Annotated in this window: 26 protein-coding genes, 1 tRNA gene and 1 pseudogene; 12 read left to right on the top strand and 16 right to left on the bottom strand. The window is 67.6% G+C overall.

Annotation, left to right across the window (positions count from 1 at the left end; genetic code table 11):
• Positions 1 to 810 (top strand): annotated as a pseudogene (locus tag ABZ420_RS17375) (cytochrome b); the annotation flags it as partial.
• 98 nt (positions 811 to 908) lie between these two features.
• Here the strand turns inward: ABZ420_RS17375 and ABZ420_RS17370 are convergent.
• The gene (locus ABZ420_RS17370; protein ID WP_357123324.1) at positions 909 to 1,118 is read right to left on the bottom strand and encodes a DUF397 domain-containing protein; all 210 of its coding nucleotides are present in this window, start codon (positions 1,116 to 1,118) and stop codon (positions 909 to 911) included.
• Positions 1,119 to 1,541: 423 nt separating this feature from the next.
• Here ABZ420_RS17370 and ABZ420_RS17365 point away from each other — a divergent pair, with 423 nt between their 5' ends.
• The 3 genes from ABZ420_RS17365 to ABZ420_RS17355 are packed head-to-tail and all read left to right on the top strand — an operon-like array spanning position 1,542 to position 3,727.
• Positions 1,542 to 2,024: a DUF309 domain-containing protein gene (locus ABZ420_RS17365; RefSeq protein ID WP_040864389.1), complete on the top strand. Its 483-nt coding sequence runs from the start codon at positions 1,542 to 1,544 to the stop codon at positions 2,022 to 2,024.
• A gap of 16 nt (positions 2,025 to 2,040) precedes the next feature.
• A complete protein-coding gene (gene gluQRS, locus ABZ420_RS17360) occupies positions 2,041 to 2,997 on the top strand; it encodes a tRNA glutamyl-Q(34) synthetase GluQRS (protein WP_357123321.1) in 957 nt (318 codons plus the stop codon).
• Positions 2,998 to 3,043: 46 nt separating this feature from the next.
• Positions 3,044 to 3,727 (top strand): RDD family protein, encoded by a 684-nt coding sequence (locus ABZ420_RS17355; protein ID WP_357043440.1) that lies wholly within the window; start codon positions 3,044 to 3,046, stop codon positions 3,725 to 3,727.
• Between the two features lie 75 nt (positions 3,728 to 3,802).
• Here the strand turns inward: ABZ420_RS17355 and ABZ420_RS17350 are convergent, their stop codons facing one another.
• A complete protein-coding gene (locus ABZ420_RS17350) occupies positions 3,803 to 4,321 on the bottom strand; it encodes a DUF4190 domain-containing protein (protein WP_357123318.1) in 519 nt (172 codons plus the stop codon).
• A gap of 29 nt (positions 4,322 to 4,350) precedes the next feature.
• On the opposite strand from ABZ420_RS17350, the gene ABZ420_RS17345 reads away from it, so the two are divergent.
• Entirely contained in the window at positions 4,351 to 5,130 is a 780-nt protein-coding gene (locus ABZ420_RS17345; RefSeq protein WP_357123315.1) for a queuosine precursor transporter, read from the top strand.
• A 66-nt stretch (positions 5,131 to 5,196) separates the two neighbouring features.
• On the opposite strand, the gene tgt is transcribed toward ABZ420_RS17345, so the two are convergent.
• From tgt to ABZ420_RS17320, 5 genes are all read right to left on the bottom strand, one after another.
• The gene (gene tgt, locus ABZ420_RS17340; RefSeq protein WP_040864472.1) at positions 5,197 to 6,468 is read right to left on the bottom strand and encodes a tRNA guanosine(34) transglycosylase Tgt; all 1,272 of its coding nucleotides are present in this window, start codon (positions 6,466 to 6,468) and stop codon (positions 5,197 to 5,199) included.
• A gap of 57 nt (positions 6,469 to 6,525) precedes the next feature.
• Entirely contained in the window at positions 6,526 to 8,430 is a 1,905-nt protein-coding gene (locus ABZ420_RS17335; protein WP_357123312.1) for an ABC transporter ATP-binding protein, read from the bottom strand.
• Positions 8,427 to 10,160, bottom strand: coding sequence for an ABC transporter ATP-binding protein (locus ABZ420_RS17330; RefSeq protein ID WP_357123310.1), 1,734 nt, complete (start codon positions 10,158 to 10,160; stop codon positions 8,427 to 8,429). Before ABZ420_RS17330 ends, ABZ420_RS17335 begins: the two co-directional genes overlap by 4 nt.
• A gap of 87 nt (positions 10,161 to 10,247) precedes the next feature.
• Positions 10,248 to 10,751, bottom strand: coding sequence for an Rrf2 family transcriptional regulator (locus ABZ420_RS17325; protein WP_357123307.1), 504 nt, complete (start codon positions 10,749 to 10,751; stop codon positions 10,248 to 10,250).
• A 36-nt stretch (positions 10,752 to 10,787) separates the two neighbouring features.
• The gene (locus tag ABZ420_RS17320; RefSeq protein ID WP_357123304.1) at positions 10,788 to 11,378 is read right to left on the bottom strand and encodes a TetR/AcrR family transcriptional regulator; all 591 of its coding nucleotides are present in this window, start codon (positions 11,376 to 11,378) and stop codon (positions 10,788 to 10,790) included.
• Positions 11,379 to 11,579: 201 nt separating this feature from the next.
• Here ABZ420_RS17320 and ABZ420_RS17315 point away from each other — a divergent pair, with 201 nt between their 5' ends.
• Entirely contained in the window at positions 11,580 to 13,874 is a 2,295-nt protein-coding gene (locus ABZ420_RS17315; RefSeq protein ID WP_357123301.1) for an MMPL family transporter, read from the top strand.
• A gap of 57 nt (positions 13,875 to 13,931) precedes the next feature.
• On the opposite strand, the gene ABZ420_RS17310 is transcribed toward ABZ420_RS17315, so the two are convergent.
• Together ABZ420_RS17310 and ABZ420_RS17305 are read right to left on the bottom strand one after the other, a co-directional pair.
• Complete coding sequence (locus ABZ420_RS17310) at positions 13,932 to 14,186, bottom strand: hypothetical protein (protein ID WP_357123298.1); 255 nt, start codon at positions 14,184 to 14,186, stop codon at positions 13,932 to 13,934.
• A 210-nt stretch (positions 14,187 to 14,396) separates the two neighbouring features.
• On the bottom strand, positions 14,397 to 14,597 hold the full coding sequence (locus ABZ420_RS17305) for a hypothetical protein (RefSeq protein WP_357123295.1): 201 nt from the start codon (positions 14,595 to 14,597) through the stop codon (positions 14,397 to 14,399).
• A 166-nt stretch (positions 14,598 to 14,763) separates the two neighbouring features.
• Here ABZ420_RS17305 and ABZ420_RS17300 point away from each other — a divergent pair, with 166 nt between their 5' ends.
• From ABZ420_RS17300 to ABZ420_RS17280, 5 genes are all read left to right on the top strand, one after another.
• Complete coding sequence (locus tag ABZ420_RS17300; RefSeq protein ID WP_357123292.1) at positions 14,764 to 15,060, top strand: DUF6191 domain-containing protein; 297 nt, start codon at positions 14,764 to 14,766, stop codon at positions 15,058 to 15,060.
• A 67-nt stretch (positions 15,061 to 15,127) separates the two neighbouring features.
• Positions 15,128 to 15,439 carry a hypothetical protein gene (locus tag ABZ420_RS17295; protein ID WP_357123290.1) on the top strand — a complete coding sequence of 104 codons (312 nt, stop codon included), beginning with the start codon at positions 15,128 to 15,130 and terminating at the stop codon, positions 15,437 to 15,439.
• A gap of 1 nt (position 15,440) precedes the next feature.
• Positions 15,441 to 16,058 carry a hypothetical protein gene (locus ABZ420_RS17290; protein ID WP_357123287.1) on the top strand — a complete coding sequence of 206 codons (618 nt, stop codon included), beginning with the start codon at positions 15,441 to 15,443 and terminating at the stop codon, positions 16,056 to 16,058.
• 52 nt (positions 16,059 to 16,110) lie between these two features.
• Positions 16,111 to 17,517 carry an amidohydrolase family protein gene (locus ABZ420_RS17285; RefSeq protein ID WP_357123284.1) on the top strand — a complete coding sequence of 469 codons (1,407 nt, stop codon included), beginning with the start codon at positions 16,111 to 16,113 and terminating at the stop codon, positions 17,515 to 17,517.
• Positions 17,518 to 17,633: 116 nt separating this feature from the next.
• Complete coding sequence (locus tag ABZ420_RS17280) at positions 17,634 to 18,470, top strand: antibiotic biosynthesis monooxygenase (protein WP_357123281.1); 837 nt, start codon at positions 17,634 to 17,636, stop codon at positions 18,468 to 18,470.
• 6 nt (positions 18,471 to 18,476) lie between these two features.
• Here ABZ420_RS17280 and ABZ420_RS17275 read toward each other — a convergent pair whose 3' ends face one another.
• The 4 genes from ABZ420_RS17275 to ABZ420_RS17260 form a co-directional block, all read right to left on the bottom strand.
• Complete coding sequence (locus ABZ420_RS17275) at positions 18,477 to 18,932, bottom strand: deaminase (protein WP_357123278.1); 456 nt, start codon at positions 18,930 to 18,932, stop codon at positions 18,477 to 18,479.
• A 78-nt stretch (positions 18,933 to 19,010) separates the two neighbouring features.
• A tRNA-Ser gene (locus ABZ420_RS17270) sits at positions 19,011 to 19,098 on the bottom strand.
• 55 nt (positions 19,099 to 19,153) lie between these two features.
• Complete coding sequence (locus ABZ420_RS17265; RefSeq protein WP_357123370.1) at positions 19,154 to 19,588, bottom strand: nucleoside deaminase; 435 nt, start codon at positions 19,586 to 19,588, stop codon at positions 19,154 to 19,156.
• A 43-nt stretch (positions 19,589 to 19,631) separates the two neighbouring features.
• The gene (locus ABZ420_RS17260) at positions 19,632 to 20,171 is read right to left on the bottom strand and encodes a tRNA adenosine deaminase-associated protein (RefSeq protein WP_357043411.1); all 540 of its coding nucleotides are present in this window, start codon (positions 20,169 to 20,171) and stop codon (positions 19,632 to 19,634) included.
• A 70-nt stretch (positions 20,172 to 20,241) separates the two neighbouring features.
• On the opposite strand from ABZ420_RS17260, the gene ABZ420_RS17255 reads away from it, so the two are divergent.
• On the top strand, positions 20,242 to 21,180 hold the full coding sequence (locus ABZ420_RS17255; RefSeq protein WP_357123275.1) for a prephenate dehydrogenase: 939 nt from the start codon (positions 20,242 to 20,244) through the stop codon (positions 21,178 to 21,180).
• A gap of 376 nt (positions 21,181 to 21,556) precedes the next feature.
• Here ABZ420_RS17255 and ABZ420_RS17250 read toward each other — a convergent pair whose 3' ends face one another.
• Genes ABZ420_RS17250 through ABZ420_RS17240 form a run of 3 tightly spaced genes read right to left on the bottom strand, consistent with a single transcriptional unit; the run spans position 21,557 to position 25,963 of the window.
• Entirely contained in the window at positions 21,557 to 22,171 is a 615-nt protein-coding gene (locus tag ABZ420_RS17250; RefSeq protein ID WP_084499007.1) for a putative glycolipid-binding domain-containing protein, read from the bottom strand.
• A 49-nt stretch (positions 22,172 to 22,220) separates the two neighbouring features.
• Positions 22,221 to 24,149, bottom strand: coding sequence for an ABC transporter ATP-binding protein (locus ABZ420_RS17245; RefSeq protein ID WP_357123272.1), 1,929 nt, complete (start codon positions 24,147 to 24,149; stop codon positions 22,221 to 22,223).
• 2 nt (positions 24,150 to 24,151) lie between these two features.
• Entirely contained in the window at positions 24,152 to 25,963 is a 1,812-nt protein-coding gene (locus ABZ420_RS17240; RefSeq protein WP_357123269.1) for an ABC transporter ATP-binding protein, read from the bottom strand.
• Positions 25,964 to 26,036 lie beyond the last annotated feature (73 nt).

Raw genomic sequence — 26,036 nt, 5'->3', positions numbered from 1 at the left:
GTGTTCCAGATCAACCCGATCTGGAACCTGGGTCCCTACAACCCCTCGCAGGTGTCGGCGGGTTCGCAGCCGGACTTCTACATGATGTGGACCGACGGCATGGCCCGGTTGATGCCGCCGTGGGAGCTGTATCTGGGCCGCTACACCGTGCCCGCGGTGTTCTGGGTCGCATTGCTCATGGGCTTGGTGTTCACTGTGCTGATCGCCTATCCCTGGATCGAGAAGCGGCTCACCGGCGATAGGAGCGCCCACCACAACCTGCTGCAACGCCCCCGCGACGTGCCCGTTCGCACGGCGATCGGCGCGATGGCGATCGCGTTCTACGTGGTGCTGACGCTGTCGTGCGTCAACGACATCATCGCCTACAAGTTCCAGATCTCCTTGAACGCGACGACATGGGCGGGCCGCATCGGGATCCTGCTCCTGCCTCCGATCGCCTACCTGCTGGCCTACCGCATCTGCCTCGGCTTGCAGCGCAGTGACCGCGCGGTACTCGAGCACGGGGTGGAGACCGGCGTGGTCAAGCGCTTGCCGCACGGCGAATACATCGAGGTGCATCAGCCGCTCGGCCCGGTCGACGCGCACGGCCACCCGATTCCGCTCGAGTACCAGGGCGCACCGGTCCCGAAGAAGATGAGCAAGCTGGGCGCGGCGGGCAAGCCGGGCACCGGCAGCTTCCTGCGCGCGGATCCGCGCGCGGAGAGCGTGCGGCACTTCGAGATCGAGCACGAAGAGGAACGCAGGCAGCTCGCCGTGCTGCGCAAGGTTCAGCAACGAGCGAACGGTGACGGAAACGGTTCCGCGCACTGAGGATTCGCGCCGCAGCCGACCCGCCCGTAAACCGCGAAGGCCCCGAGTCCACACGACCCGGGGCCCGCTTTGCCTTGTTCAGGCCATTCCGAAGCGGTTCAGCCGCGCCGGAACTCTCCCATCGAGAACCCCATTAGGAATGCATCCCACTCGCCCGGCGCAAACGCCAAGACCGGGCCACGTCCACTGTCCTTGGTGTCACGAACCGCGACATTGCCGTCGACGAGAAAAGCGACTTCCACGCAGTTCCCATCCGGACCGCTGTATGTGCTCTTGCGCCACACAGCGCCCGTCCAATCAACCTCCACGGCACTAGCTCCTTTGCTGCGTCGAGAGCGAGATTTCTCCTGACATCGTTCCAGCTAGCATCGGTACCCGACTGGAAAGCCGAATCCCGTGGTGCACCCCGTGCCGGAGCGCACTTTCCCGGTGCGTAGATATCGCACATCGAGTTCGAGAGGAAATTAACCTCGCGCGGGGCCTGTCCCCGCGCGGTAACACTAGCAGGTCCTTCGAAAGTTTGCCCGGCTCTTGCCTATTCAATCATCGCAACCACACACGTTTGCGAAGAGGGGAAGTTGCGGGAGCATTGCCAGCCTCCCTCATTCATTCTGAACACTGGCGTACCACAATGTTTTTAACGGATGTGATTGCTCTGTTATCGGAGCACAATTCACGCTCGCCCACGGGGCGCGTCGACGCCGCCCCTGCGGCCGTGCATGATGGAACCTATGGTCGAACGCGCTCGTGACGACGCAGGTCGCGCCCGTAATGCCCGTCCGCGCGACCGTCTCGGGCGGCCGCTGCCTCCCGGGAGCACCGGAGTTGCCCGAATTCCGGACGATCTCGATCTTCCACCCCAGCAAACCTTGACCTTCGCCCAGCAACTGCTGGACGAGGGACTTGCATTCAACGCACACGAGGTTTTAGAGGCCGCATGGAAGAACGGACCGTTCGCCGAGCGGATGCTGTGGCAAGCGCTCGCGCAGTTCGCTGTCGGGCTGACCCACATACAGCGCGGTAATCCGAAGGGGGCGCGTACACTGCTCGCCCGCGCTGTGTCGCGGTTGACGGCATACCAGCCGGAGAGCGGGCGAGCGCCCTACGATATCGATCTCGCCGGATTGGTCGCCCACGCCGAGGCCCTGCTCGCCACGCTGGAGGCAGGCGACGAACCGGCCGATGCCGACCTGCGGCCGCGTCTGCGCGGTTGAGCGCGGCGCTCCTACCATGACCGACGTGCGCACCCCATCGTCTACCGCCGGTCCCGTGGCCGAGCCGGGCGCCGGCCGGTATGCGCCGAGCCCGTCCGGGGACCTGCATCTGGGCAATCTCCGCACCGCCCTGCTGGCCTGGGCATTCGCTCGGTCCACCGGCCGCCGCTTCCTGCTGCGGATCGACGATCTGGACCGGGTGCGTCCCGGTGCGGAGCAGCGGCAACTGGACGACCTCACGGCGATCGGCGTGGAGTGGGACGGACCCGTGGTACGCCAGTCCGAACGGTTGCCGTGGTACGAGGCGGCCATCGAACGCCTCGCCGCCGCCGGGCTCACCTACGAATGCTTCTGCACCCGAAGGGAAATCCAGAAGGCCGCGACAGCGCCGCACGGGCCGATGGGCGCCTACCCCGGTACGTGCCGCACGCTGAGCGACTCGCAACGGGCCCGGCTGCGCACCGAGGGTCGTCCGGCCGCGCTGCGTCTGCGCGCCACGGTGACCGAGTTCGAAGTGCGGGACGAACTGCACGGTCGCTATCGAGGCCCGGTGGACGACGTGGTGCTGCGGCGCGGCGACGGCGTCCCGGCCTACAACCTCGCCGTCGTGGTGGACGACGCGGCCCAAGGCGTCGACCAAGTGGTACGCGGCGACGACCTGTTGCCGTCGACCCCGCGCCAGGCCTACCTCGCGACGCTGCTCGGCCTGCCGGTGCCGAGCTACGCCCACGTGCCGCTGGTGCTCAATACGCAGCGGCGGCGACTGGCGAAACGGGATGGGGCGGTGACGCTCCGCGAACGATTGGCGCTCGGCAACACGCCGGAGGAAGTAGTCTCGGCACTGGCCGCTTCGCTCGGCTCGACCGCGACATCGTCCTCCGAGCTACTCGCGTGTTTCGACACCCGGCGGCTGCCCCGCGAACCGTGGATACTCGACGTACATGGGTTGTTGCGAAGCAGCCCATGTCCGTAACGTACGCATCGTCCAACTACTGATCAATCGACGAGGACAAACAACTATGACAAGCGGTGGGTACGACCCCAACCAGTATCCTCAGGGCGGGCAGCCGTACGGGCAGCCGTACCCGCAGGGGGGCGACCAGTACGGGCAGCAGCCCCAGTACGGCCAGCAGCAGCAGCCCCAGTACGGGCAGCAGCCGCAATACGGCCAGCAGCAGCCTCAGTACGGGCAGCAGCCGCAGTACGGTCAGCAGCAGCCGCAGTACGGCCAGGATCCCTACGGTCAGTACCCGCAACAGCCCGGGTTCAACGCCTACGGCGGTCAGCCGGGGGACCTCGGCACGCGCATCGGCGCCCGCGTCATCGACGCGATCATCCTGATGATCCCGTACTTCATCCTGTACATCCTGGTCAACAACTCGGTGGGCCTGACCATCGGGCTCGGCCTGGTGTGGACCCTGGTCCAGCTCGGCTACTTCGTCGGCATGGAGACCTCGCAGGGCACCACGCTCGGCAAGAAGATCCTCGGCCTGAAGGTGCTCGCCCCGGGCGGCGCCGCCAAGATCGACCCGGTCACCTCGCTGAAGCGCAACGCGTTCGTCGCCGCGAACATCATTCCGTGCGTCGGCGGCCTGGTCTCGCTGGGTCTGGCCATCTACATCATGGTCACCATCTCGCAGGACCCGAACAAGCAGGGCTGGCACGACAAGTTCGCCGGCGGCACCCAGGTCGTCAAGGCCTGATTCGCCACAGCGATATCGAAAGCGCAGGGGCGCACCCGAATCGGGTGCGCCCCTGTTGCTTTCCCGGCCGTACCGCTACGTGCTGGTCGCACCCGCGATGATCACGACGACGAACCACAGAATGCCGAGCACGATCGCGCCGACACCGATCCAGATGCCCGCCAGCGCCATGCCGCGTCCTTCTTGACCGCTCTGCTTGACCTGATTCAGCGCGATCACCCCGAGGATGATGCCGACGATCGAGCCGAGCCCACAGGTGACGAATCCGACCAGCGACGAGATCAGCGCGCCGATCGCCATGCCGTTGGTGCCCTGCGCCGGGACTCCGTAGGGCTGGTAGGGCGTCTGGTAGCCGTAGTTCGGCTGACCGTACGGCTGCACGGGCTGCTGGTAGGACGGATACTGCGGCTGCGGAGGCGGCGTCATCGGCTGCGAGGGCGGCTGTACCGGGTACTGCGGCGCCGACGGGTAACCCGACGGCTGCTGCTCAGGACTCGGGTACTGCGGGACCGAACTCTGCCCACCGGAGTCCGGCGACACGCCTTGGCCGCCGTACTGCTTCCACCACTCGTCGGAATCGCCGGGATTCGTCATTGCTACAGCGTATTCCACAACCTGGTTGGATGATGCGGGTGAGTGAGTCGAAAACCACGCAAGAGCACGGCGGGCCTGGGCGCCCCGCGGACCATGCGGCATTTGCCCAGGTCGCGCGGGGGTACTACGCACCGATCGTGGCCCTGTTCACTGCCACCCTGATCATTTCCAACATCTGCGCCACCAAGGGGGTGGAGTTCCTCGGCGATCGATCGGTGTCGCTCGGGCCGCTACAGGTCCTGCCGATCGCCACCGATGGCGCCTTCTTCCTGTTCCCCCTGGCCTACATCCTCGGCGACGTACTGAGCGAGGTGTACGGCTTCCGCGCCACCCGCCGGGCCATCTACTACGGCTTCGCCGCCCTGCTGCTGACGGTCGTGTGCTTCGCCATCGCGATCCGGCTGCCCGCGGCGAGCTTCTACGACAACCAAGAAGCGTTCCGCACCGTCCTCGGGACGACGCCCCGGCTCGTCGTCGCGGGCCTGGCCGGGTACTTCGTCGGCCAGCTGCTGAACTCCGCGACGCTGGTGCTGATCAAGGAGCGGACGAAGGAAAAGTACCTGTGGGCCAGGCTCATCGGATCGACCATCGTCGGCGAGTTCGCCGACACGCTGATCTTCTGCTCGATCGCCGCGGGCGCCATCGGCATCGATACCTGGCAGCAGTTCCTCAACTACGTGATCATCGGCTTCCTCTGGAAGACCCTCTGCGAGGTGATCGTGCTCCCGATCACCTACCGGGTGATCGCGTTGCTCAAGAAGCACGAACCCAGCTACGCGCCGACCGGAGTGGATCCACTGCGCACCTGACGAGTCCCCGACCACCCTGCGGCGCGGGCGCCGCAAGAGACGATCGCGGCTCCGTGGAGCTCCCGATCACCCTTGCGGACCCGCGCCGTCGTGTTCCCGGAAAGCCTTTCCCCTCCCCCACCGCCCTAATGTCTCGGCCTTGTGCTCATCGAAGTAGCCACCCTCGATGCTGTGCCGGATGCGGTCGACCAGGCGGACCGTGAACCGTTCGTTGTGAATGGTGCACAGCGTGGAGGCGAGCATCTCCTTGGCCTTGAACAGGTGATGGATGTAGGCGCGCGTGTAGTTGGCGCAGGTATAGCAGTCGCAGTTCTCGTCGATCGGGGTGAAGTCGCGTCGGAAGCGGCTGGTGTTGATGTTGAAACGGCCGGTGTCGACGTAGATCGCGGCGTTGCGGGCGACCCGGGACGGATTCACGCAGTCGAAGGTGTCCGCGCCGTTCTCGATCGCGGTGAAGATGTCCTCCGGTTCGCTGATGCCGAGCATGTGACGCGGCTTGTCCTCGGGCAGCTCGTCGCAGCACCAACCGACGGTAGCGCCCAGGTTGTGCTTCTCCAGCGCGCCGCCGATGCCGTAACCGTCGAATCCCGTTCCCGCGCTTCCGCGAATCGATTCCAGCCCTCGACATGCCTTCCGGCGCAGGTCCTCGTACTGCGCGCCTTGGATGACGGCGAACAGCGCCTGGTACGGACGGTGCGTGCGCGCGGTGGTCAGCCGCTCGTGCTCATCGATGCAGCGCTGCGCCCACTCGTGCGTGCGCTGTACCGATCGCTCCTGGTAGGCACGGGTGTTGAGCAGCGTGGTGAGTTCGTCGAAAGCGAACATGATGTCGGCGCCGAGCTGGTGCTGGATGCCCATCGACACCTCGGGGGTGAACCGGTGCGCGGAGCCGTCGAGGTGGGAGCGGAAGGTGACCCCGTCGTCGTCCACGGTGGCCAGCCGCTCTTTGCCGGGTGCGATCACGTCGTCGCTGCGCACGTCGACCGCCTCCATCGCCAGCACCTTCTTGAAGCCGACCCCCAGTGACATCACCTGGAACCCGCCGCTGTCGGTGAAGGTCGGTCCCGGCCAGTTCATGAACGCGCCGAGCCCGCCCGCCTCGTCCACGATGTCGGCGCCCGGTTGCAGGTAGAGGTGGTAGGCGTTGGCCAGCAGCGCCTGGGCGCCGAGTTCGCGCATGGTCTCCGGCAGCACCGCCTTGACCGTCGCCTTGGTGCCCACCGGGATGAACGCGGGCGTGGCGATCGACCCGTGCGGCGTGGCGATCACACCGGACCGGCCGTGCCGCCCTTCCAGGCGCGTACCGACGGTGAAGGAGAAGGATTCGGGACCGGACACCCCGCTATCCTCGCAGTTCGCCACCCGCCGCCCGAACCAGCCCACCGCTGGCCTGCCTCACACCGCCCCCGCGAACTGGGCGTTGTACAGGCGGTAGTACGCCCCGCGCTCCTCGAGCAAACGCTCATGCGAGCCGTGCTCCACGATCCGGCCCGCCTCCATGACGACGATCAGGTCGGCGTCGCGGATGGTGGACAGGCGGTGGGCGATGACGAAGCTGGTCCGGTCGCGGCGCAGGGCGGCGGTGGCGTGCTGCACCAGCAGCTCGGTGCGGGTATCCACCGAGCTGGTCGCCTCGTCCAGGATGAGGATCGACGGCTTGGCGAGGAACGCGCGCGCGATGGTGATGAGCTGTTTCTCACCCGCGCTGACGCCGGAGCCCTCCTCATCGATGACCGTGTCGTAGCCGTCGGGCAGCGCGTGCACGAAACGATCGACGTAGGCGGCGCGCGCCGCGGCGAGGATCTCTTCCTCGCTCGCGTTCGGGTTGCCGTAGGCGATGTTCTCCCGGATGGTGCCGCGGAACAGCCAGGTGTCCTGCAGCACCATGCCGATGCGCGAGCGCAGGTGGTCGCGGGTGATCTCGGTGATGTCGACGCCGTCGATGGTGATCGTGCCCGCGTCCAGTTCATAGAACCGCATGAGCAGGTTCACCAGCGTGGTCTTGCCCGCGCCGGTGGGCCCGACGATGGCGACCACGTGCCCGGGGTCGGCCACCAGCGACAGTCGCTCGATCACCGGCTTGCCGGGTTCGTAGCGGAACGAGACGGCCTCGAACTCCACCCGGCCGCGGTCGACCGGGCGCGCGTCGGCCATCACCGGGTCCGGGCTCTGCTCCTCGGCGTCGAGGATCTCGAAGATCCGCTCGGCGGAGGCGACGCCGGACTGCAACAGGTTGGCCATCGCGCCGAGCTGGGTCAGCGGCTGACTGAACTGGCGGGAGTACTGGATGAACGCCTGCACCTCGCCGAGCGAGAGGCTGCCCGTGGCCACTTTCAGGCCGCCGACCAGCGCGACCAGCACGAAGTTCACGTTCCCGAGGAACATGATCGCGGGCATGATCATGCCCGAGATGAACTGCGCTTTGAAGCTGGCCTGGTAGAGCTGTTCGTTGCGCTGGTCGAACTCCTTGCCGACCTCGCGGTTGCGGCCGAACGCGGTGACCACCTCGTGCCCGGAGTACGCCTCCTCGACCTGGGCGTTGACCAGGCCGGTGTACTTCCACTGGTCGACGAAGTGCGGCTTGGACCGTTTCGCGATCTGCGCGGTGACCACGATGGCGGCGGGCACGGTGAGCAAGGCGATCACCGCGAGCTGCCAGGAGATCCAGAACATCATGACCAGGATGCCGAGCACCGAGAACACCGAGATGAGGAGCTGGCTCATGGTCTGTTGCAGGCTCTGCGAGACGTTGTCGACGTCGTTGGTCACCCGGCTGAGCACGTCACCGCGCGGCGCGGAGTCGAAGTAGCGCAACGGAAGCCGGTGGATCTTGTCCTCGACCTCGCCGCGCAGCCGCTTCACCGTCCGATTGATCACGACGTTGAGCAGGTAGCCCTGCAACCACCCGAACACGGCCGCGCCGATGTACAGCAGGAGCACCAGGGCGAGGACCCTGCCGACCGCGCCGAAGTCCACCCCGACGCCGGGCACCACGTCCATGGCGCCGAGCATGTCGGCGAAGGTGTTGTCGCCCTTGGCTCGCAGGCCTTCGATCGCCTGGTCCTTGGTCACCCCGGACGGCAGCTGTTTGCCGACCACGCCGTCGAAGACGAGGTTGGTCGCCTTGCCGAGGATGTAGGGCCCGATGGTGTTCAGCACCACCGAGACGATGACGAGCGCGATGATCAGCCCGACCTGGAAACGCTCCGGCGCGAGCCTGCGCAGCAGCCGCTTCAGCGATGGTCCGAACGATTTCGCTTTGGTGTCCGGCGCACCGGGAGTGGGCATTCCGGGTCTCATCGCGCCTCCTCGGCACTCAGTTGCGACTCGACGATCTCCCGGTACTCCGAGCAATCCCGCAGCAGCTGCTCATGGGTACCGATCCCGGCGATCGCGCCGTCCTCGAGCACCACGATCTGATCCGCGTCCCGGATGGTGGCGATGCGCTGCGCGACGATGAGAACCGACGCGTCCGAGGTCTCCGGCTTCAGTGCCTCGCGCAGCCTGGCGTCGGTCGCGACGTCGAGCGCGGAGAACGAGTCGTCGAACAAATACACCCTCGGCTTCTTCACCAGCGCTCGCGCGATGGCCAACCGCTGGCGCTGGCCTCCGGAAACGGTGGTGCCGCCCTGAGCGACAGGTGTCTGCAACCCTTCCGGCATCTCCCGGACGAAATCGGCGGCCTGCGCGATCTCGAGTGCGCGCCAGAGTTCGTCGTCGGTGGCGTGCGGATTGCCGTAGCGCAGATTGCTCGCGATCGTGCCGGAGAAGAGGTACCCCTTCTGCGGCACGAGGCCGATCTGCGAACGCAATACCTCCAGGTCGATGTGGCGAACGTCGGTGCCGCCGACGTAGACCGCGCCGTCGGTGACGTCCATCAGCCGGGGAATGAGGTTGATCAGCGTGGTTTTCCCGGCGCCGGTGGAGCCGACTATGGCGGTGGTGGTGCCGGGACGCACCTGGAAACGGATGGCCTCCAGCACCGGCTTTTCCGCACCGGGGAAGGCGAACTCGGCGAACTGGAAGTCCACGACGGCCGGGTCGTCGGTGAACGGCTGCGGCAAGCGCGGCGGGTGCACCGAGGATTCGGTGTCGAGCACCTCGCCGATCCGGTCGGCGGAGACCGCGGCGCGCGGCGCCATCATGGCCAGGAACGAGGCCATCATCACGGCCATCAGGATCTGCATGATGTAGGACAGCATCGCGGTGAGCGAACCGATCTGCATGTGCCCGGCGTCGATCGCGTGCCCGCCGAACCAGATCACCGCGACCGCTGTGACATTGCTGATCAGCATGACCGTGGGGAACATCAGCGCCATCAACCGGCCGACCCGCAGCGCGGTGTCGGTGAGTTCGGTGTTGGCCAGTCCGAAGCGCCAGGTCTCCTGCCGTTCCCGCACGAACGCCCGCACCACGCGGATACCGGTGATCTGCTCGCGCAGTACCCGATTCACCTCATCGATCCTGGCCTGCATGTCGCGGAAGCCGGGCACCATCTTGGAGATGATCACGCCCATGGCCAAGGCCAGCGCGGGCACCGCGATCAGCAGCAGCCAGGACAGCCCGAGATCCTCGCGCAAGGCCATGATGATGCCGCCCACGCACATGATCGGCGCCATCACCAGGATGGTCGCCGACATCACGATGAGCAGCTGAACCTGCTGAATGTCGTTGGTATTGCGGGTGATCAGCGAGGGCGCGCCGAACATCCCCACTTCGCGCGCGGAGAACGTGCCGACGCGGTGCAGCAGCGCGCCGCGCAGGTCGCGGCCCGCGCCCATGGCCGCCTGCGCGCCGAGATAGACCGAAGCGGCCGACGCGACGATCTGCACGCCCGTGACCGCGAGCATCCACAAGCCGGTGGTCCAGATGTAGCCGAGATCACCTTTGGTGACGCCGTTGTCGATCAGGTCCGCGTTCAGGCTGGGCAGATACAGCATCGCGATCACGGAAACCAGCTGAAGCGCAACGACCCCCGCCAGCTGGGCGCGGTAAGGGTACAGATGCGAACGAAGGAGTCTGGTCAGCATGATGAATCGCAGGCTACCGGCTGTCGGCGCGAGGCGTCGCGAAGATTTCTGACCTGCATGGATGGTCTCCCGTCGGGGTATGCGGAGCTAGCGGCGCGCCCAGGCGCCCGGGTCTTCGGTGAGCGCCTCGACGAATCCGGGCAGCCGATCGTTCGCGATGTCGGCGATGGTGACGTTCTCCAGCACCGCTCGGATGTTGACCCGCAGCGCGATCCACACCCGCTGCAACGGTTCGGCCGCACCGGAATAGTGGACGTCCTCGGGCCGGGCGCCGCGCACCGACGCCAGCGGGCCCTCGATCGCGCGGATCACGTCGGCGATGGAGATGTCGGCCGCGGCCCTGGCCAGCCAGTAGCCGCCGTCCGGACCGCGCCTGCTGATCACCAGTTCGGCTCGGCGCAGCTCGCCGAGCACGGACTCGAGCACTTTCGGCGGAATCCGCTGGGCGGTGGCGATCGCTTCGGCCTTGACCACGGGCGCGGCCTGCACGAGGGGTGCGCCGAGCCCGACGACGGACTGGTCCAGTCGCGGCGCACTGGCGATCTCGAGCAGCGTCCGCACCGCGTAATCGACCTTCGCGGTGATGTGCACAGCAGCGACTCCTGGCGTCGAGGGGATAGCTCGAATCTACGCGCCGCCGCCTGCCAGCACGCAGGTCGCGGCATCCAGCAGTGAGGATTCCACCAGTGAATCGTCCGCGCCAGGCACGAGTTCCTTGGACACCAGCGCGACACCGATCACCTCGAGCGCGGCGCAGGCGCGCAGCTGCGCCTCCTCGGTGGCGTCCGGGCCGGCCAGCCACTCGCGCAGCGCCTGACTGGCGTCCATGAGATCCGGATAGCGGTCGGCCATGGCGTTGATGATGGCGACGGTGTCGCGTACGACCAGCGCCCCGGCGTCTCGGTGGTGAATCAGGCCGCGCAGATAGGTGCGCAGCACCTGGCGGATGCTCTCGGCGTCGTGCGGTACCTGGTCCAGATCGTTCACCACCGAACGCATGTGATCGACGATCGGATCGATGATCGCCAATAGCAGATCGAGCTTCGACGCGTAGTGATAGTAGAGCGACGCCTTTGTGATTCCTACCGCATCCGCGACCTCGCGCAAGCTGGTCTGCTCGAATCCTTTGGCTCCGAACAGCTTCACCGCGGCGTCCCGAATCGCGCTTTTAGTGCCTCCACCTGCGGCGACAGTGCCGGGTGCGTCACGCACAGACATTCGACGATCCTCTCATCACCTTCGCGTCGAGCGAACGTCGCCCGCAAAATAGAGGTTGTTCCTCCGCTTAGCTCCTGGGTAGTCTACCTACCGCACGGTAGGCAGAAAGCGTCAGTGGAGGCGGAGGCAGCAGGGCACCCCCGCGAGTGCTGTCTACACGCAGACCCAGCACGATCCCAGTCATCGCTAGGAGAACCACTCGTGTCCGTTTACCTGTACAGATGGGGAAAGTTCGCTTTCCGCCGGAAATGGATAGTCCTTCCTGTCTGGCTCGTCTTGTTCGTGCTCCTCGGTGGTCTCGGGGCACAGCTCAGCAAGCCGATGAGCAACGACTTCAGCATGCCGAACCTGCCGTCCGAACGTGCCAACGAGATCCTCGACAAGCACTTCCCCGGCGCCTCCGCCGCGTTCAAGTTCGACGCGGTCACCGGCACCTATGTCGCCGCGGCCCCGGAGGGACAGAAGCTGACCGACCCGGCGAACCGTGCGGCGCTGGACGCGTTCATCGCCGATCTCGGCAGGCTCGACATCGTCGATCACAGCAAACCCATCGTCAATCCGGTCGAAGCGGCCGACAAGATGGGCTGCCTGACCAACCCCGACCCCACGCAGTGCAGTGGCGCCCCGCTGAACGTGCTCAGCCAGACCGCGCCCGCGACCGTCGCGGTGATCAACGTCCCGTTCACGATCGCGAAGTTCACCGACGTGACCGACGCGCACCGGGAAGAGGCGTACGCCGCCGCCGCCGGCGCGCGTAACGCCGGGCTCACGGTCGAGATGAGCGGCTCGATCGCGCAGAAGCAGGAAGCGCCCAGCGGCAAGTCCGAGATGATCGGCATGGCCGTCGCGCTGGTCGTGATGATCGTCGCGTTCGGCGCCATCGTCGCGGCGTTCGTGCCGATCGTCACCGCGATCGTCGGTCTCGGCGCGGCCACCTCGCTGATCATGCTCGGCACCTCGGTGATCGAGGTCCCCAGCTTCACCACGTTCCTCGCCTCGATGATCGGCATCGCTCTGTCCATCGACTACGCGCTGTTCATCGTGTCCAGGTACAAGCACGAACTCGCGGTCCAGGACTCGCCGGAAGAGGCCGCGGGCACCGCGCTGGGCACGGCCGGTTCCGCCGTCGTATTCGCCGGTCTGACCGTCATCATCGCGCTGGCCGGCCTGAGCATCGTCGGCGTCGAGTTCATGACCTTCATGGGCCTCGGCGGCGCGATCGCCGCCGGTTTCGCGGTGCTCACCGCGATCACGCTGATGCCCGCGCTGCTCGGCGCGTTCGGTCGCTTCCTGTTCAAGCCGAAACTGCCGGTCGTCGCCCAGCACGATCCCGAGGACGAGACCTCGGTCACCAACGGCATGCGCTTCGGCAGGCTGATCGGCCGCGTGCCGTGGGTCGCGCTGATCCTGAGCGTCGTGGTGCTCGGCGCGCTCGCCGCCCCCGCGGCCGGCCTGAACCTCGGCCTGCCCGGCGACGACAGCATGCCGAAGACCTCCACCATCCGGAAGGCCTACGAGCTGCGCACCGAGGGCTTCGGCGAGGGCAGCAACGGCATACTGAACGTGGCCGTCGACCTGAGCGCCGTGCCCGCCGAGAACCGGGACGCGGCGGTGCGGGCGCTGCGCGACAAGCTCGCGTCCTACCCCGGCATGGACTACGTCACCGAGCCGCAGTGGAGCCAGGACCAGCAGGGCGCGCTGCTGGACGGCGTCCCGAAGTCCGGGCCCAACAACCAGGCCACCAAGGACCTGGTGCAGGACGCCAGGGAGGCCGAAGGCCAGTTGAAGGCCGAGTACGGCATCGAATACGGCATCACCGGCACCACGGCGATCTACGCCGACGTCGACCACGTGCTGCTCAGCAAGATCGTGCCCTACCTGGCGATCGTGGCGGGCGCGGCGTTCGTCCTGCTGATCCTGGTGTTCCGGTCGATCTTGGTGCCGCTCACCGCGGCGCTCGGGTTCCTGCTGTCGATGGCGGCGACCTTCGGCGCGACCGTGCTGATCTTCCAGGAGGGCAAGCTCGGCCTGATCGAGGACCCGCATCCGCTGGTCAGCTTCATGCCGATCATGCTGATCGGCTTGGTGTTCGGCCTCGCGATGGACTACCAGGTCTTCTTGGTGACCCGGATGCGCGAGGAGTTCGTGCACGGCAAGTCGGCCAAGGACGCGGTGGTCGCCGGCTACCACCACGGCGCACGCGTGGTGACCTCGGCGGCGATCATCATGATCTCGGTGTTCGGCTCCTTCCTGCTGGAGACCGACGTGACCGCGAAATCGTTCGGCTTCGCCTTGGCGGTGGGCGTGCTGCTGGACGCGTTCATCGTCCGGATGGTGCTGATTCCGTCGCTGCTGGTGATCATGGGCAAGTGGTCGTGGTGGATGCCGAAGTGGCTCGACCGCATCCTGCCCGACATCGACGTCGAGGGCTCGAAGCTGCGTGAGTTGCAGCGGCGTTCGGCCGAGACGGTGAAAGAACCGGTCGGCGTCAGCTGATTCGACGCCCATGGCTCGGCCCCGCATCCGGACTCCGGATGCGGGGCCGAGTGCGTTTCACCCGCTCGGTTGCGGAAGTTCGCAGTCGCCCACTCGCGGATTCACCCCCACGTAGTTGAGCGGGCCCGCGAGGGCGGTGAGACCGATCGTGCCCCAACCGGCGCAGTTCAGCGGAGGGCCACTGTCGAAATAATGCCGCTGACCGGCCGCGAGCAACCCGATCGCCAGCCAGGCCAGCAGCAGGAAGCCGAATACCCGGGGGCCCGCGCCCGGGCCGCGTCTGGCACGCGCACGGGATTCGTAGTCGCGCATCTCATCGGTTCCTTCCGTGCACCCCGTAAGAGGGAATACCCGGCCGAACCGACAGCTATCCCACAAAGACCAGCGAAATCCGCAGGAATTCGTAAACAGCAAATGTTCAGTTCACATCAGGTACCGCTCGGCTCACAGCTCATCCGAGCATACGAATAAGTACGGCCGGGTAGGCATGCCCACCCGGCCGTCCCTGATCACTCGATCGAACTACGGACTGGGTTGCGGGACATTGCAATCCGCGACCTTCGGATTCACGCCCATGTAGTTGAGCGGTCCCGCGATGACAGTGACGGCGATGGTGCCGAAACCGGCGCAGTTCACCGGTCCACTGTCGAAGTAGTGGCGTTGTGCTGAGGCGATCACGCCGATCAGCAACCAGATCAAGACGATTACACTTCCGATTCTCATGTTTCTCTCGCGCATCGTTCCCGCGCGGACTGTCCGACGGCGCATCTGGCATCGCGTCCTTCCCGCACTTTCCGTATCGGGCGTATACCCGCGATCTCACCCGTTACCCTCCGTGAAACGAGCAATTTTCGAATCGGTTCGGCGCGGGCTGGTAGCTTCGGTGGGCATGGCATCGGTGTTGCAGTGGTGGATCCCCGGATGGGTGATCCTGCTCGTGCTGGTGGCGGTCTACGAGCTGACCGTGAACAAACGTCGCAGGCGCCGCCGAACCCCCGTCTCCGGCACGTTCACCGACGAGTTCACCGCGCTGTTCTACGCGACCAAGCGCATGGAGCTGGACCATCGCGAATCCGTGTCGATGCTGCGAGACGAGCAGGACGAGGGCGCGCCACCGCTGGTGGGGGTCGACCTGGAGCACCACCGGGTGGTGCTTCGCAAGCAGGCGGAGGACGGCAGCGACTGACGCTGCGCGCCTGCGATTTCCAGCGAAGGCGGCGGTCGTCGGCCAGAATGGGCCCATGCGTGGCTCGATGAGTGAGAAATGGGAGCGGTTCGGTGCGCACCTCGAGACCGCACCGGGGCGGCTGTCCAGCGAGATCCGCCGCGTCTTGCGAGCCAGAGCCGCCGCGACAGCAGATCCGGGCCCGCACGACCCGACGGACCTCGCCGCCTTCGCCGAGCTGGTGGCCGACCGGTCCTACCGGGTCACCGAGCAGCAGATCGCGGCGTTGAAAGCGGCCGGGCACACCGACGACGAGATCTTCGAGGCGACCGCGGTCGCCGCCTACGGCGCGGCCGACCGACGCCTGCGCGCCGCGCGACTGGCGTGGGAGGGGAACTGAAATGTGGCTCGAAGCGGTGCGATCCGGCCACGACCGGCCCACCAGGTTGTTGTTGTGGACCATGCGGCGGTTCAGCGGCGTCGAGGTCCCCGCGGTGCTGAAGGTGCTGTTCTATCGGCATCGGTTCTTCGGATCGCCGCTGTCGGACCTGATCCAGGAGGTCATGCGCGGACCGTCGTACTGGACCGTCGCCGAACGCGAGATCTTCGCGACGCACACCTCCCAGGCCAACGAGTGCCCGTTCTGCGCGACCTCGCACGAGGCCATCGCCGGTGCGTACATCGACGCCGACGTGGTGACTCGCGCCTTGGCCGACGGCGCGGATTCCCCGCTGCGTCCCGAGGCGCGCGCCATGCTCGGTTTCCTCGCGAAGATGGCCCGTGACCCCGAGGGGTTGACCGCGCAGGACGCGGCCGTGGTCCGGCTGGCGGGGGTTTCCCGGGACGCGTTCGACGAGGCCGTCTGGGTCGGCACCTGCTTCAACGTGATCAACCGGATGATGAACACCGTCGGGGCGGGCCCGCTGGAGGGCAGGCAGCCGAGGGTGAGCGCCCGATTCATCAAACTCGCCGGCTACCGTATGCCGCCGCCGGTGACATTGTTCTCGCGCGGCGTCTGACCGCTTTTCCCGCGATTCACTCGCGTGCCGGATCGATGTGTGTTCTCCTCGAATGGTGAGCCAAGTCCACTTGGGGCACATTTTTCACATCGCCGGTAGTCCTGCTGCCCGCGATGTGCCCGACGCGCTGGCCGACGTTCCGGACGGGGCTTTGATAATCGACGACCGTGGTCGGATCGCATTCTGCGGAACGCGCTCGGATATCCCGGACGAGTACCGCGCCGAAAAAGTGTTCGACCATCGGCCCGGATTCCTGCTTCCCGGGTTCGTCGACACCCATGTTCATTTCCCGCAGACCTTCGCAGGAGATGCCTACGGCGGCGGCCAGCTGCTGGAGTGGCTTGAATTGTGCATCTATCCGGCGGAATCCCGTTACGCCGAAGTGGACTTCGCGCAATCGGCGGCATCCGAATTCTGTACCCGGCGCATCGCCGCGGGCACCACGGCGGCGATGGTGTTCGGCTCGGCGTTCCCGCACGCGCAAGACGCCCTGTTCGCCGAAACCCGCCGACGCGGTCTCCGGATGGTCGGCGGCCGTGGCATCCAAACGACCGGAGAGCCGTCGGCGGCGCCCTTGATCACCACCGAAGACGACGCCATCCGCTTGACGAGCGAGGAGATCGGCAAATGGCACGCCGCCGACACCGGTGACGTGGCTACCGCCCTGTTGCACGTGGCGATCGTCCCCCGCTTTTCGCTGGCGGTGACTCGGCGAACCCTGAACGACCTCGGCGAGCTGTACGACTCGGTGCGCGAACGCGGCGTCTATTTCCACACTCATCTCAACGAGAACAACCGTCCGGGAACCGGGGAAGTCGACACCACCAAACACGCCTACGGCGTGACCACCTATCTGGACACCTATGACGGGAAGTTCCTGCCCGGATCGGCGGTGGGCGGCAAGAGCCTGCTCGGCAGGCGCAGCATCCTCGCCCACTGCGTGCACTGCCAGGACGTGGAGCTGGCGCGGATGGCCGAAACGGGCACGTCGGTGGCGCATTGTCCGGTGTCGCAGCAGTTCCTCGGCTCCGGCACGATGCCGTGGAAGCGGACGCTCGCCTCCGGCGTCACGGTGGCCGCGGGCACCGATTACGGCGGTGGCGACGAATGGCTGATCCCGCAGGTGCTGGCGGCCGCGTTCAAGGTGCACATCTCCGAGCCGGGCGAGCAAGGGGTGTCGATGCATCCGGCGGAGATGTTGTTCACCGGCACGCTGGCCGGGGCGCGCGCCTTGGATATGGAAAGCCGTTTCGGAAATTTCGACGTCGGTAAGGAAGCCGACTTCGTCGTGGTGGAACCGGCGCGCGTTCCGGCTCTGGAACACACGCTGGCACAGGGTATTCGTTCCGAAGACCCCGCATTGGCCCGGGATCAGACGTTGTTCGCGCTGCTGATGGGTATCCGCGAACCCGCGATCACCGAGGTCTATGTGCAGGGTCGCCGTATCGACGTCGCATAGCGTCGATGGACGCCGCCGCTACCGCCGTAACGGTCTTTCACCGACCGGCGCACGACGCGGCTTTTCGGGAGTGGCTCATGCGGATCACCGAAATCGCCTGTCGAATGGACGGATTCGTGAGTTCCTCCCTGGCGATCACCGAAGGCCCGCTTCTCGAACCGGGTTTCAGCGTCACATTCCGATCCGAACCCGCGCTGCACGCATTTCTGGACTCGGCCGAACGAGCGGCCGCGCTGTCCGACGGCACATCGCTCGGTTTTCATTGCAAGAGTGCGGATCTGGTCATCGTCGAAGGCGGGTCGCCACCGCCGGGTATCGGCGTGTTCCGGCACAGCGTCGCGCGCGACAAGGAAGCCGAATTCGAGGCCACGGAGGCACGGCTCGTCGCGGTGAGTTCCACGTTTCCGGGATTCGAAGGCGCCGCCCTTTTCCCGTCGGACGGAGGGCGCTGGTTGTCGGTGCTCCGATTCCGCACGGAACGGCAGTTGTCGGATTGGCTGGGCTCGGACGAACGCGCCGCCACCCTACCGGAATTGCGTGCGAAGCTGACCGAGGACTTCACCGTGCAGGCGCACACCACGCCGTTCGGCTCGACCGTGCGAACGGTCGACGGCGAGACCAGGATGACGCCGACGTGGAAGACCGCCATGCTGGTGTTGCTGGTGTTGTATCCGACGGTGATGGTGCTGTCGCGTTTCCTCGGCCCGGTGCTGGACCGGGTGGGAGCGCCACCATGGCTGGCGTTGTGGCTCAGCCAGATCGTGAGCGTGGGCGTGATGAGCTATTACCTGTCGCCCGCGGTGGCGAGCCGGTTTCGCCGGTGGCTCGATCCGATCGACGGCGCGGGCAGGCGGATCAGCGCCGCGGGGGCGGCGGTGGTCGTCGCGCTCTACGCGCTGACGCTGTTGCTGTTCGCGTCGGTGCGCTGGTTGCAGTACTGGGACTACGACTGAATCCGCTCAGGACAGGTCGAGATGCCGGTTCATCGACATCGCCGCCTCGGCCAGTTCGGGCAGTTCGACCACCGTGACACCCGCCTGCCGCAGTTTCTCCACTCCGACGCAGTTCACCACGAACGTCGACGGCTCGCGCCACGCGATCACCACGACCGGGATACCGGCCCGCAGGATCCGCTCGGTGCACGGCAGCCGGTCCTTCGTCCCCCGCTCGGAGCAGGGTTCCAGCGTGCTGTAGAGCGTGGCCCGCCCCAGCCGCGGATCCGCCCGGTCGAGCTTGCCGAGCGCCCCCTCCTCGGCGTGCTCCTTCGGGTCGGACTCACGGGAGTAACCGGTCGCGATCTCCGCACCGTCGGCGACGATCACCGCGCCCACCGAGAACGCGCCCTCGGCCACCGGGCACAAACGCGCGAGTTCGATGGCCCGGTTCATCCAGTAGTGGTGGTCGGGCTCGGTCACCGGATCACCCTCCTTCGGCACACTCGTCCTGCGAAAGATGAAAGCCCCTCACCTGCGCGAACAGATGAGGGGCTGGAGCGGTGGCGGAGGGATTTGAACCCTCGGAGGGGGGTTACCCCTCACACGCTTTCGAGGCGTGCTCCTTAGGCCGCTCGGACACGCCACCGCCGACAACCATACCGGACCGTCGCCGGATCACTAAATCGTTTGCTGACCTGGGCTCAGCGCTGGGTGCGGAAGAACTCGTCGAGCAGCGCCGCGCACTCGTCCTCGAGCACGCCACCGCGCACCTGGGGGCGGTGATTGAGACGACGGTCGCGCACCACGTCCCACAGCGACCCGACAGCGCCGGTCTTCGGCTCCCACGCCCCGAAGACCAGGCGGCCCACCCGTGCGAGCACCAGCGCGCCCGCGCACATCGTGCACGGCTCCAGGGTGACGGCGAGGGTGGCGCCCTCCAGCCGCCATCCGTCGCCGTGCACCGCGGCGGCACGGCGCAGCGCCAGGATCTCCGCGTGCGCGGTCGGATCGCCGAGCGCTTCCCGCGCATTCGCGGCCCGCGCCAGTTCCCTTCCGGCGGAGTCGAACACCACCGCGCCGACCGGCACGTCACGATCCCCGGCGGCCGCCGCCGCACTGATGGCGGCGCGCACCATGTCGGCGTCCGACGCAATCGGGTCGTTCGGGAGAACCCCCACGTCAGCGTGGCAGTTTGTCCAGTACCGCGGCGAGTTCACCGTCGAACCCGAGACGCTGGGCGATCATGGCGAGTTGCTCGTCCGGATAGAGATCGGTCTCGGCGAGGATGACGCTCAGCACCGGTTCGGGCAGGCCGAGATCGGCGAGCACCCCGAGGTCGCCCTCCTCCCACGGCTCGACATCGTCCAGTTCGTCCGGATCGATATCGGGAATCTCCACGTTCAAGGCCTCGAGGACGTCCGCGGCGATGTCGTAATCGATCGCGGCCGTGGCGTCCGAGACGAGCATCCGGGTCCCGCTCGGCGCAGGCCGGAGCACGATGAAGAACTCGTCGTCGATGTCGAGCAAGCCGAACACCGCTCCGGAGCTGCGCAAAGCCTTCAGTTCGTTTTCCGCGGCGGACAAATCGGTGAGCGCGTCCCGGCTCAGCGGACTGCACCGCCATTTGCCTTCTTCGCGGACAACCGCCACTGCGAACCCTTCCACGTCGTCGTAATCGTCCGACGCCGCCCTGTTCGTGCCCGAGCGCTGTGCTGCCATGGCCGCAACGGTAGTCTGCTCGAGCGGAAATGTTGAAGTCGTATGCCAATCTGTTCGGGTGACTTCGGCGATGAAAGCATCCGTATGCGTCCTCGGGACCGGTCTGATCGGTGGATCGCTATTACGCGCGGCTGTCGCCGCGGGCTATGACGGCTGGGGATACAACCGGTCGGCGGCGGGCGCGCAGGCCGCCCGTGCCGACGGATTCGACGTCACCGAAGATCTGCCCGCCGCGCTGCGCCGCGCCGCGGGAACCGACGCGCTGATCGTCGTCGCGGTGCCGATGCCCGCGGTGGACCACATGCTCTCCGCGATCGCCACCTACGCCCCCGGGTGCGCGCTCACCGATGTGGTGAGCGTGAAAGCGCCGGTCGCGGCGGCCGTGCGCGACCACGGGCTCGCCGACCGGTACGTCGGCGGTCATCCGATGGCGGGTACGTCCGAATCCGGCTGGGCCGCCACCGATCCGGAGCTGTTTCGCGACGCGGTGTGGGCGGTCGGCGTCGACGAGGGCACCCGGGCCGAGCCGTGGACCCGCGTGGCGCGGCTCGCCCTGGACTGCGGCTCGGTGGTGGTACCGGTGGTGGCCGCGGAGCACGATCGCGCCGTCGCGCGCATCTCCCATCTCCCGCATGTGCTGGCCGAGGCCCTGGCTCTGGCGGGCGCGACCGGCGGCGAACTCGCGCTGGGATTGGCGGCCGGATCGTTCCGCGACGGCACCCGGGTGGCGGGCACGGCGCCCGATCTGGTTCGCGCGATCTGCGAACCGAATTCGGCGGCGCTGCTGGAAGTTCTGGAGGAAACGCTCACCGTGCTCGGCGCGGCCCGCGACAGCCTGCGTGACGAGACATCCCTCGCGGACCTGGTCGAGGCCGGGCACGACGCGCGGCAGCGCTACGAATCCGCGCGACGCTGGGAGATCACGGATACCCGCCCTGGTGACCAGGATTGGCTGGAACACCTGCGAGCGGCCGGGCAGCGCGGCGGCGTCCTCACCCGGCTGAGCTGATCTCGCGACGCCCGGCGAGTCCGATCGAGGTAAGTGCGGCACACGCTGAGAACCGCTGACCCGCTGCCCAGCACACCGGAGTCGGTCCGGGCGCTGCCGATCGCACACGACGGTGGGGCCAACGGAGCGCGATGCGCGTCAAGCGGCGTTGCCCGACTGTGCCGGGACGAGCGCCGGGCAGCACCGACAACAGCCCGTGCCGTCGAGCCCGCGATGAAAGGTCGGCGAGGTGTGGGCGCTGCGCGGCCGCCGGACTGCAAGTGGGACCAATGCACCGGCAGTCGTTATCGGCCGCCTGCGGACCGGATGATCCGGCCCTCCGCGCGAAAGCTTCGGCCTGTCCGCTTGCGCAGGCCGCGGCCCGTTCGGTGCGGCGTCAGATCCGTTCGGCCAGGCCCGGGTAGTCCAGCAGGAAGCCGTCGGCGTCCACCGTGACCGTGGCGCTGGAGACCGGCGACAGCACGCTGATGCCGTCGGCGGCGCTGCTGTAGATCAGCGTGGCCTCTTGGACGAGCAGGTCGGGCAGACGGACGTAGACCACCGGGACCTGGACGTCCTCGACCGCGTGTTGCAGGTCGTAGCGGCGGATCGGCAGCGTGTTGAAGAACGGGCTGAGCACCACGTCCACGTCGAGGGCGCCTGCGAAGGTGGAGCGCACATGGTTGCCGCCCGCGTCGACGAGCCAGTAGTTCTCCTCGTCACGGGCGATCGAGGCGTGCCGCTCACCGGCGGCCGTCGTGGTGCGCAGCGACAGCCGCTTCGTCGCGCCGTTCTCGTCGGTGACCAGGTCGTACGACGCGCTGAAGGCGGGGTGGTCCGCGCTCGCGCCGCCGATCATGCGCCCGGCGGCGCGGATGCGGTTGCCGTTGAGCTGCACCCGCACCGACTCCATCCGGGTCGCGTCGTGGGCGCGCCAGGTGAGGATCGCCGGCCACCGGGATTCCTGCGGACTCGCGGCGGGGCGCTCGGGGTCGGGGGCTGGGGTCGTCACGTATCTACCGTAAGCGACACCCGCCCCCGGCCCGCACAACCGCCGCTCATCACACGAGCGACTCCCGCCACGCCGCGTGCAGGCCCGCGAACCGACCGCTGCCCGCGATCAGGGCGTCCGGCGCGCCGTCCTCGACGATCCGGCCGGATTCCAGCACCAGCACCCGGTCCGCGATCGCCACCGTGGACAGCCGGTGGGCGATGATCACCGCCGTGCGCCCGCGCAGCACGGTCTCCAGCGCCCGCTGCACCAGCCGTTCGCTGGGGATGTCCAGGCTCGAGGTGGCCTCGTCCAGCACGATCACCGCCGGGTCGGCCAGGAACACCCGCGCGAACGCCACCAGCTGCCGCTGCCCCGCCGAGAGCCTGCCGCCACGCTTGCGCACGTCGGTGCCGAAGCCCTCGGGCAGCGCCTGCACGAAGTCGTACAGGCCGACGGCGCGCGCCGCCGCGAACACCTCCGCGTCGGTGGCCTCGGGCCTGCCCAACCGGATGTTGTCGGCCACGGAACCGGAGAACAGGTAGGACTCCTGGGTGACCATCACCACGTTGCGGCGCAGGTCGGCGTCGGACACCTCGCGCAGGTCGACGCCGTCCAGGGTGACCGTGCCGCCGGACGGGTCGTAGAACCGCGTCAGCAGCTTCGCCAGCGTCGACTTGCCCGCACCGGTCGCACCCACCAGCGCGATCACCTGCCCGGCCGGGATGTCCAGGGTGAACTCCGGCAGCACCGGTCGCGCCCGCCGATCGAGTTCATCCGGTTCCGTGGACGGCGCCGAGTGGGCACCCTTCCGCGTGGACGAGTAACCGAACCACACCTTCTCCATGCACACCGCGCCCGACGCCTTCTCCAATGCCACCGGTCGCGCGGGCTCGGGCACCGACGGCTCCTCCTCGAGCACGCCCGAGATCTTCTCCAGCGCGGCCGCCGCGGATTGGTAGGCGTTGAACACCTGCGCCAGTTCGTCCAGCGGCCCGTAGAACTCGTTGAGGTACAGCAGGTAGGCCGCGAGCACGCCGACCGCGAGATCACCCTCGATCACCCGCCAGGCGCCGACCACGATGACGGTGACCGTGGTCAGGTTGCCGAGCAGCTTGGTCAACCCGGCGTAGTCGCCCATGCCGCGCATCGCCGCGGTGGTCGCCTGGCGGTATTCGGAGTCCTCGATCGCGAGCACCGACTCGTTGCGCTGTTCCCGGCGGAACGCCTGCACCGCCCGCATGCCGCCCATCGACTCGACGAACTGCACGACCACCTTCGCGATCGCGGCGCGCGTGCGCCGGTAACCCGCTCGCTGCCTGCGCTGCGCCCACCGGGTGACCATGACCAGCGGGACGAATCCGACCAGCACGATCGCCGCGAGAGCCTGATCCAGGTAGATCAGCAGCGCCGCGATGGTGAGCACCGACAGGATCGCGCTCAGCGCCTGGTTGAGGGCACTCTCCAGCAGGTCCTGGAGCGTCTCGATGTCGCCGGTGAGCCGCGCCACCACCTTGCCGGAGGTGTATTTCTCGTGGAAGGCGACGCTGAGCCGCTGCACGTGCGTGAACGCGCGGACCCGCAGGTCGAACAGCACGCTCTGGCTGAGCCTGCCGGACACCCGCAGGAAGGAGTACGTGCAGACCACGCCGAGCAGGACCGACCCGAGGTAACCGGCCACGCTCCCGGCCAGCGGCCCCCAGTTCCCCTCGGCACCGCGCGCGATGCCGGTGTCCAGCGCGTGCGCGACGAACAGCGGCGCGGACACCTTCGCGACGTTGTCCAGCACGATGAGCACCAGCGCGAGCGCGGTGAGCTTGCGGTAGGGCTTGACCAGGTCGAGCAGCAGCCGCCGGGAGCGGCCGGCCAGCACCAGATTTCCGGTCTCGGTGACCGCTTTGTCCTCGCCCGCGATGCCACGCCAGTCGGCCGCGGCTTCCTCTCGTGCCGGAACGGGTTCCGGTGCTTCGTCTTTCGAGTCACTGATCGTCGTAGTCATCGCTACTCACCTCCCATCAGTTCGCGGTAGCTCCTGCTGGTACGAAGCAGTTGATCGTGGGTGCCCTCCGCGACGATCCGGCCGTCGGCGAGCACCGCCACCCGGTCGGCCAGCGCCGCCGTGGACGGGCGATGCGCGACCAGCAGCGTCGTCGCGTCGGCCAGCACGGTGCGCAGGCGTGCCTGCACCCGCTCCTCGGTCTCCACATCGAGCGCGGACAGCGGGTCGTCGAGCACCATGATCCGGCTGCGCTCGCCCCCGCCCGCACCGGTGAGCACCGCGCGGGCCAGCGCGAGCCGCTGCCGCTGGCCACCGGACAAGCTCAGGCCCTGTTCGCCGATCCTGGTGTCCAAGCCCCAGGGCAGGTCGTCCACGAACTCGGTGGCCTGCGCGACCTCCAGGGCGCGGCGCACGTCGGCGTCGGTGGCGGTCGGGTCGCCGAGCGCGACGTTCTCGCGCACGCTCGCGGAGAACAGCACCGGATCCTCGAAGGCGACCGACACCAGCGACCGCAGATCGGCGACTCGCATCGTCGCGATGTCGATGCCGTCGATGGTGATCGCACCGTCCGTCACGTCGTACAGGCGCGGGATCAAGTTGAGCAGCGCCGTCTTGCCGCTTCCCGTCGCGCCGACCAGCGCCACGGTCTCGCCGGGGCGCACCCGTAACGACACCTCTCGCAGCACATCGTCTTCGGCCTCGGGGAAGGCGAATCGCACGGCATTCAAGCGCAATTCGCCGCGGATGCGCTCGGGCAGGTCCACCGGGTCGGCCGGATCGGTGATGTCGGCGGGGGTGTCGATGATCTCCCAGTACCGGTCGGCCGCGGTGCGCGCGTCGTTCAGCTCGGCGAGCAGGAAGCCGGTCCAGATGATCGGCCACTGCAAGAAGGTCGCCAGCGTGATGCCCGCGATCAAGGTGCCGAGCGTCATCGTGCCGTGCGCCACCGCGTACCCGCCGTACCCCAGCGCGAACGCGATGGCCAGCTGCGGCAGGCTCACCATGAGCGACCACAACGTCGCGTCCAGGCGCGCTTTCAGCAGCTCGGTCTGCCGTAGCTCCTGCGCCTGCGCGGTGAAGCGGTGGCCGAAGAACACGCCGCGCCCGAACGCCTTGAGCACCCGGATGCCCTGCGCGGATTCCTCTGCCGTCGTGGCCAAATCGCCGGACTGGTCCTGGGACCGCCTGGACGCCACCGCGTATCGGCGCTCGAAACGAATGCAGCCGATCACCAACGGGATCGAGATCACCGCGAAGATCAAGCCGATCTGCGGGCTCAGCCCGATCAGCACGAGCAGGCCGACCGGGATGATCACGCAGTGGACCAGCAGGAACGGCGCCGCGAAGGACACGAACCGGCGCATGGTGGTCAGATCATCGATCGCTCGCGAGAGCAGCTGACCCGACTCCCACGCGTCGTGCCTGCCGATCGACAGCGCTTGCAGCTTGCGGAAGATCTCGGCGCGCACCGTGATCTCGAACCGCGTCGCGGGCGCGGCGATCAGCCAGCGGCGCCCCCACACGCCTGCGGCTTCCACCAGGCCGAGCGCAGCGACCGCGGCCACCGGCCCGAGCGCGCCCGCGAGATCGCGGTGGGCGACCGGGCCGTCGATGATCCGGGCGATCATCAGCGGGATGACGACGGCCGTCAGGCCGGACAACACCGCGAGGCCGCTGGCGGCGAGCAGGATGCCGGCATGCGGACGAAGATACGGCCCGAATCGGCGCAGGGAATGCAGGCGGCCCGTGGCGGCGGGCCGCCCCGTTCTATCGGCCTCCGGTTCGGCCGACGAAACGTCCAGTGCGACAGACAAGACTCCCCCTCGAGGTATGTGACTGGCGGCGGAGAACGGGACCCACGGTGATGTTCGCAGCGGGGTCCGACAT

The organism is Nocardia sp. NPDC005745, from assembly GCF_040630775.1.
GTDB lineage: Bacteria > Actinomycetota > Actinomycetes > Mycobacteriales > Mycobacteriaceae > Nocardia.
Note: the sequence above shows the minus strand (reverse complement) of the source record. Positions and strands in the feature narration are given on the sequence as shown.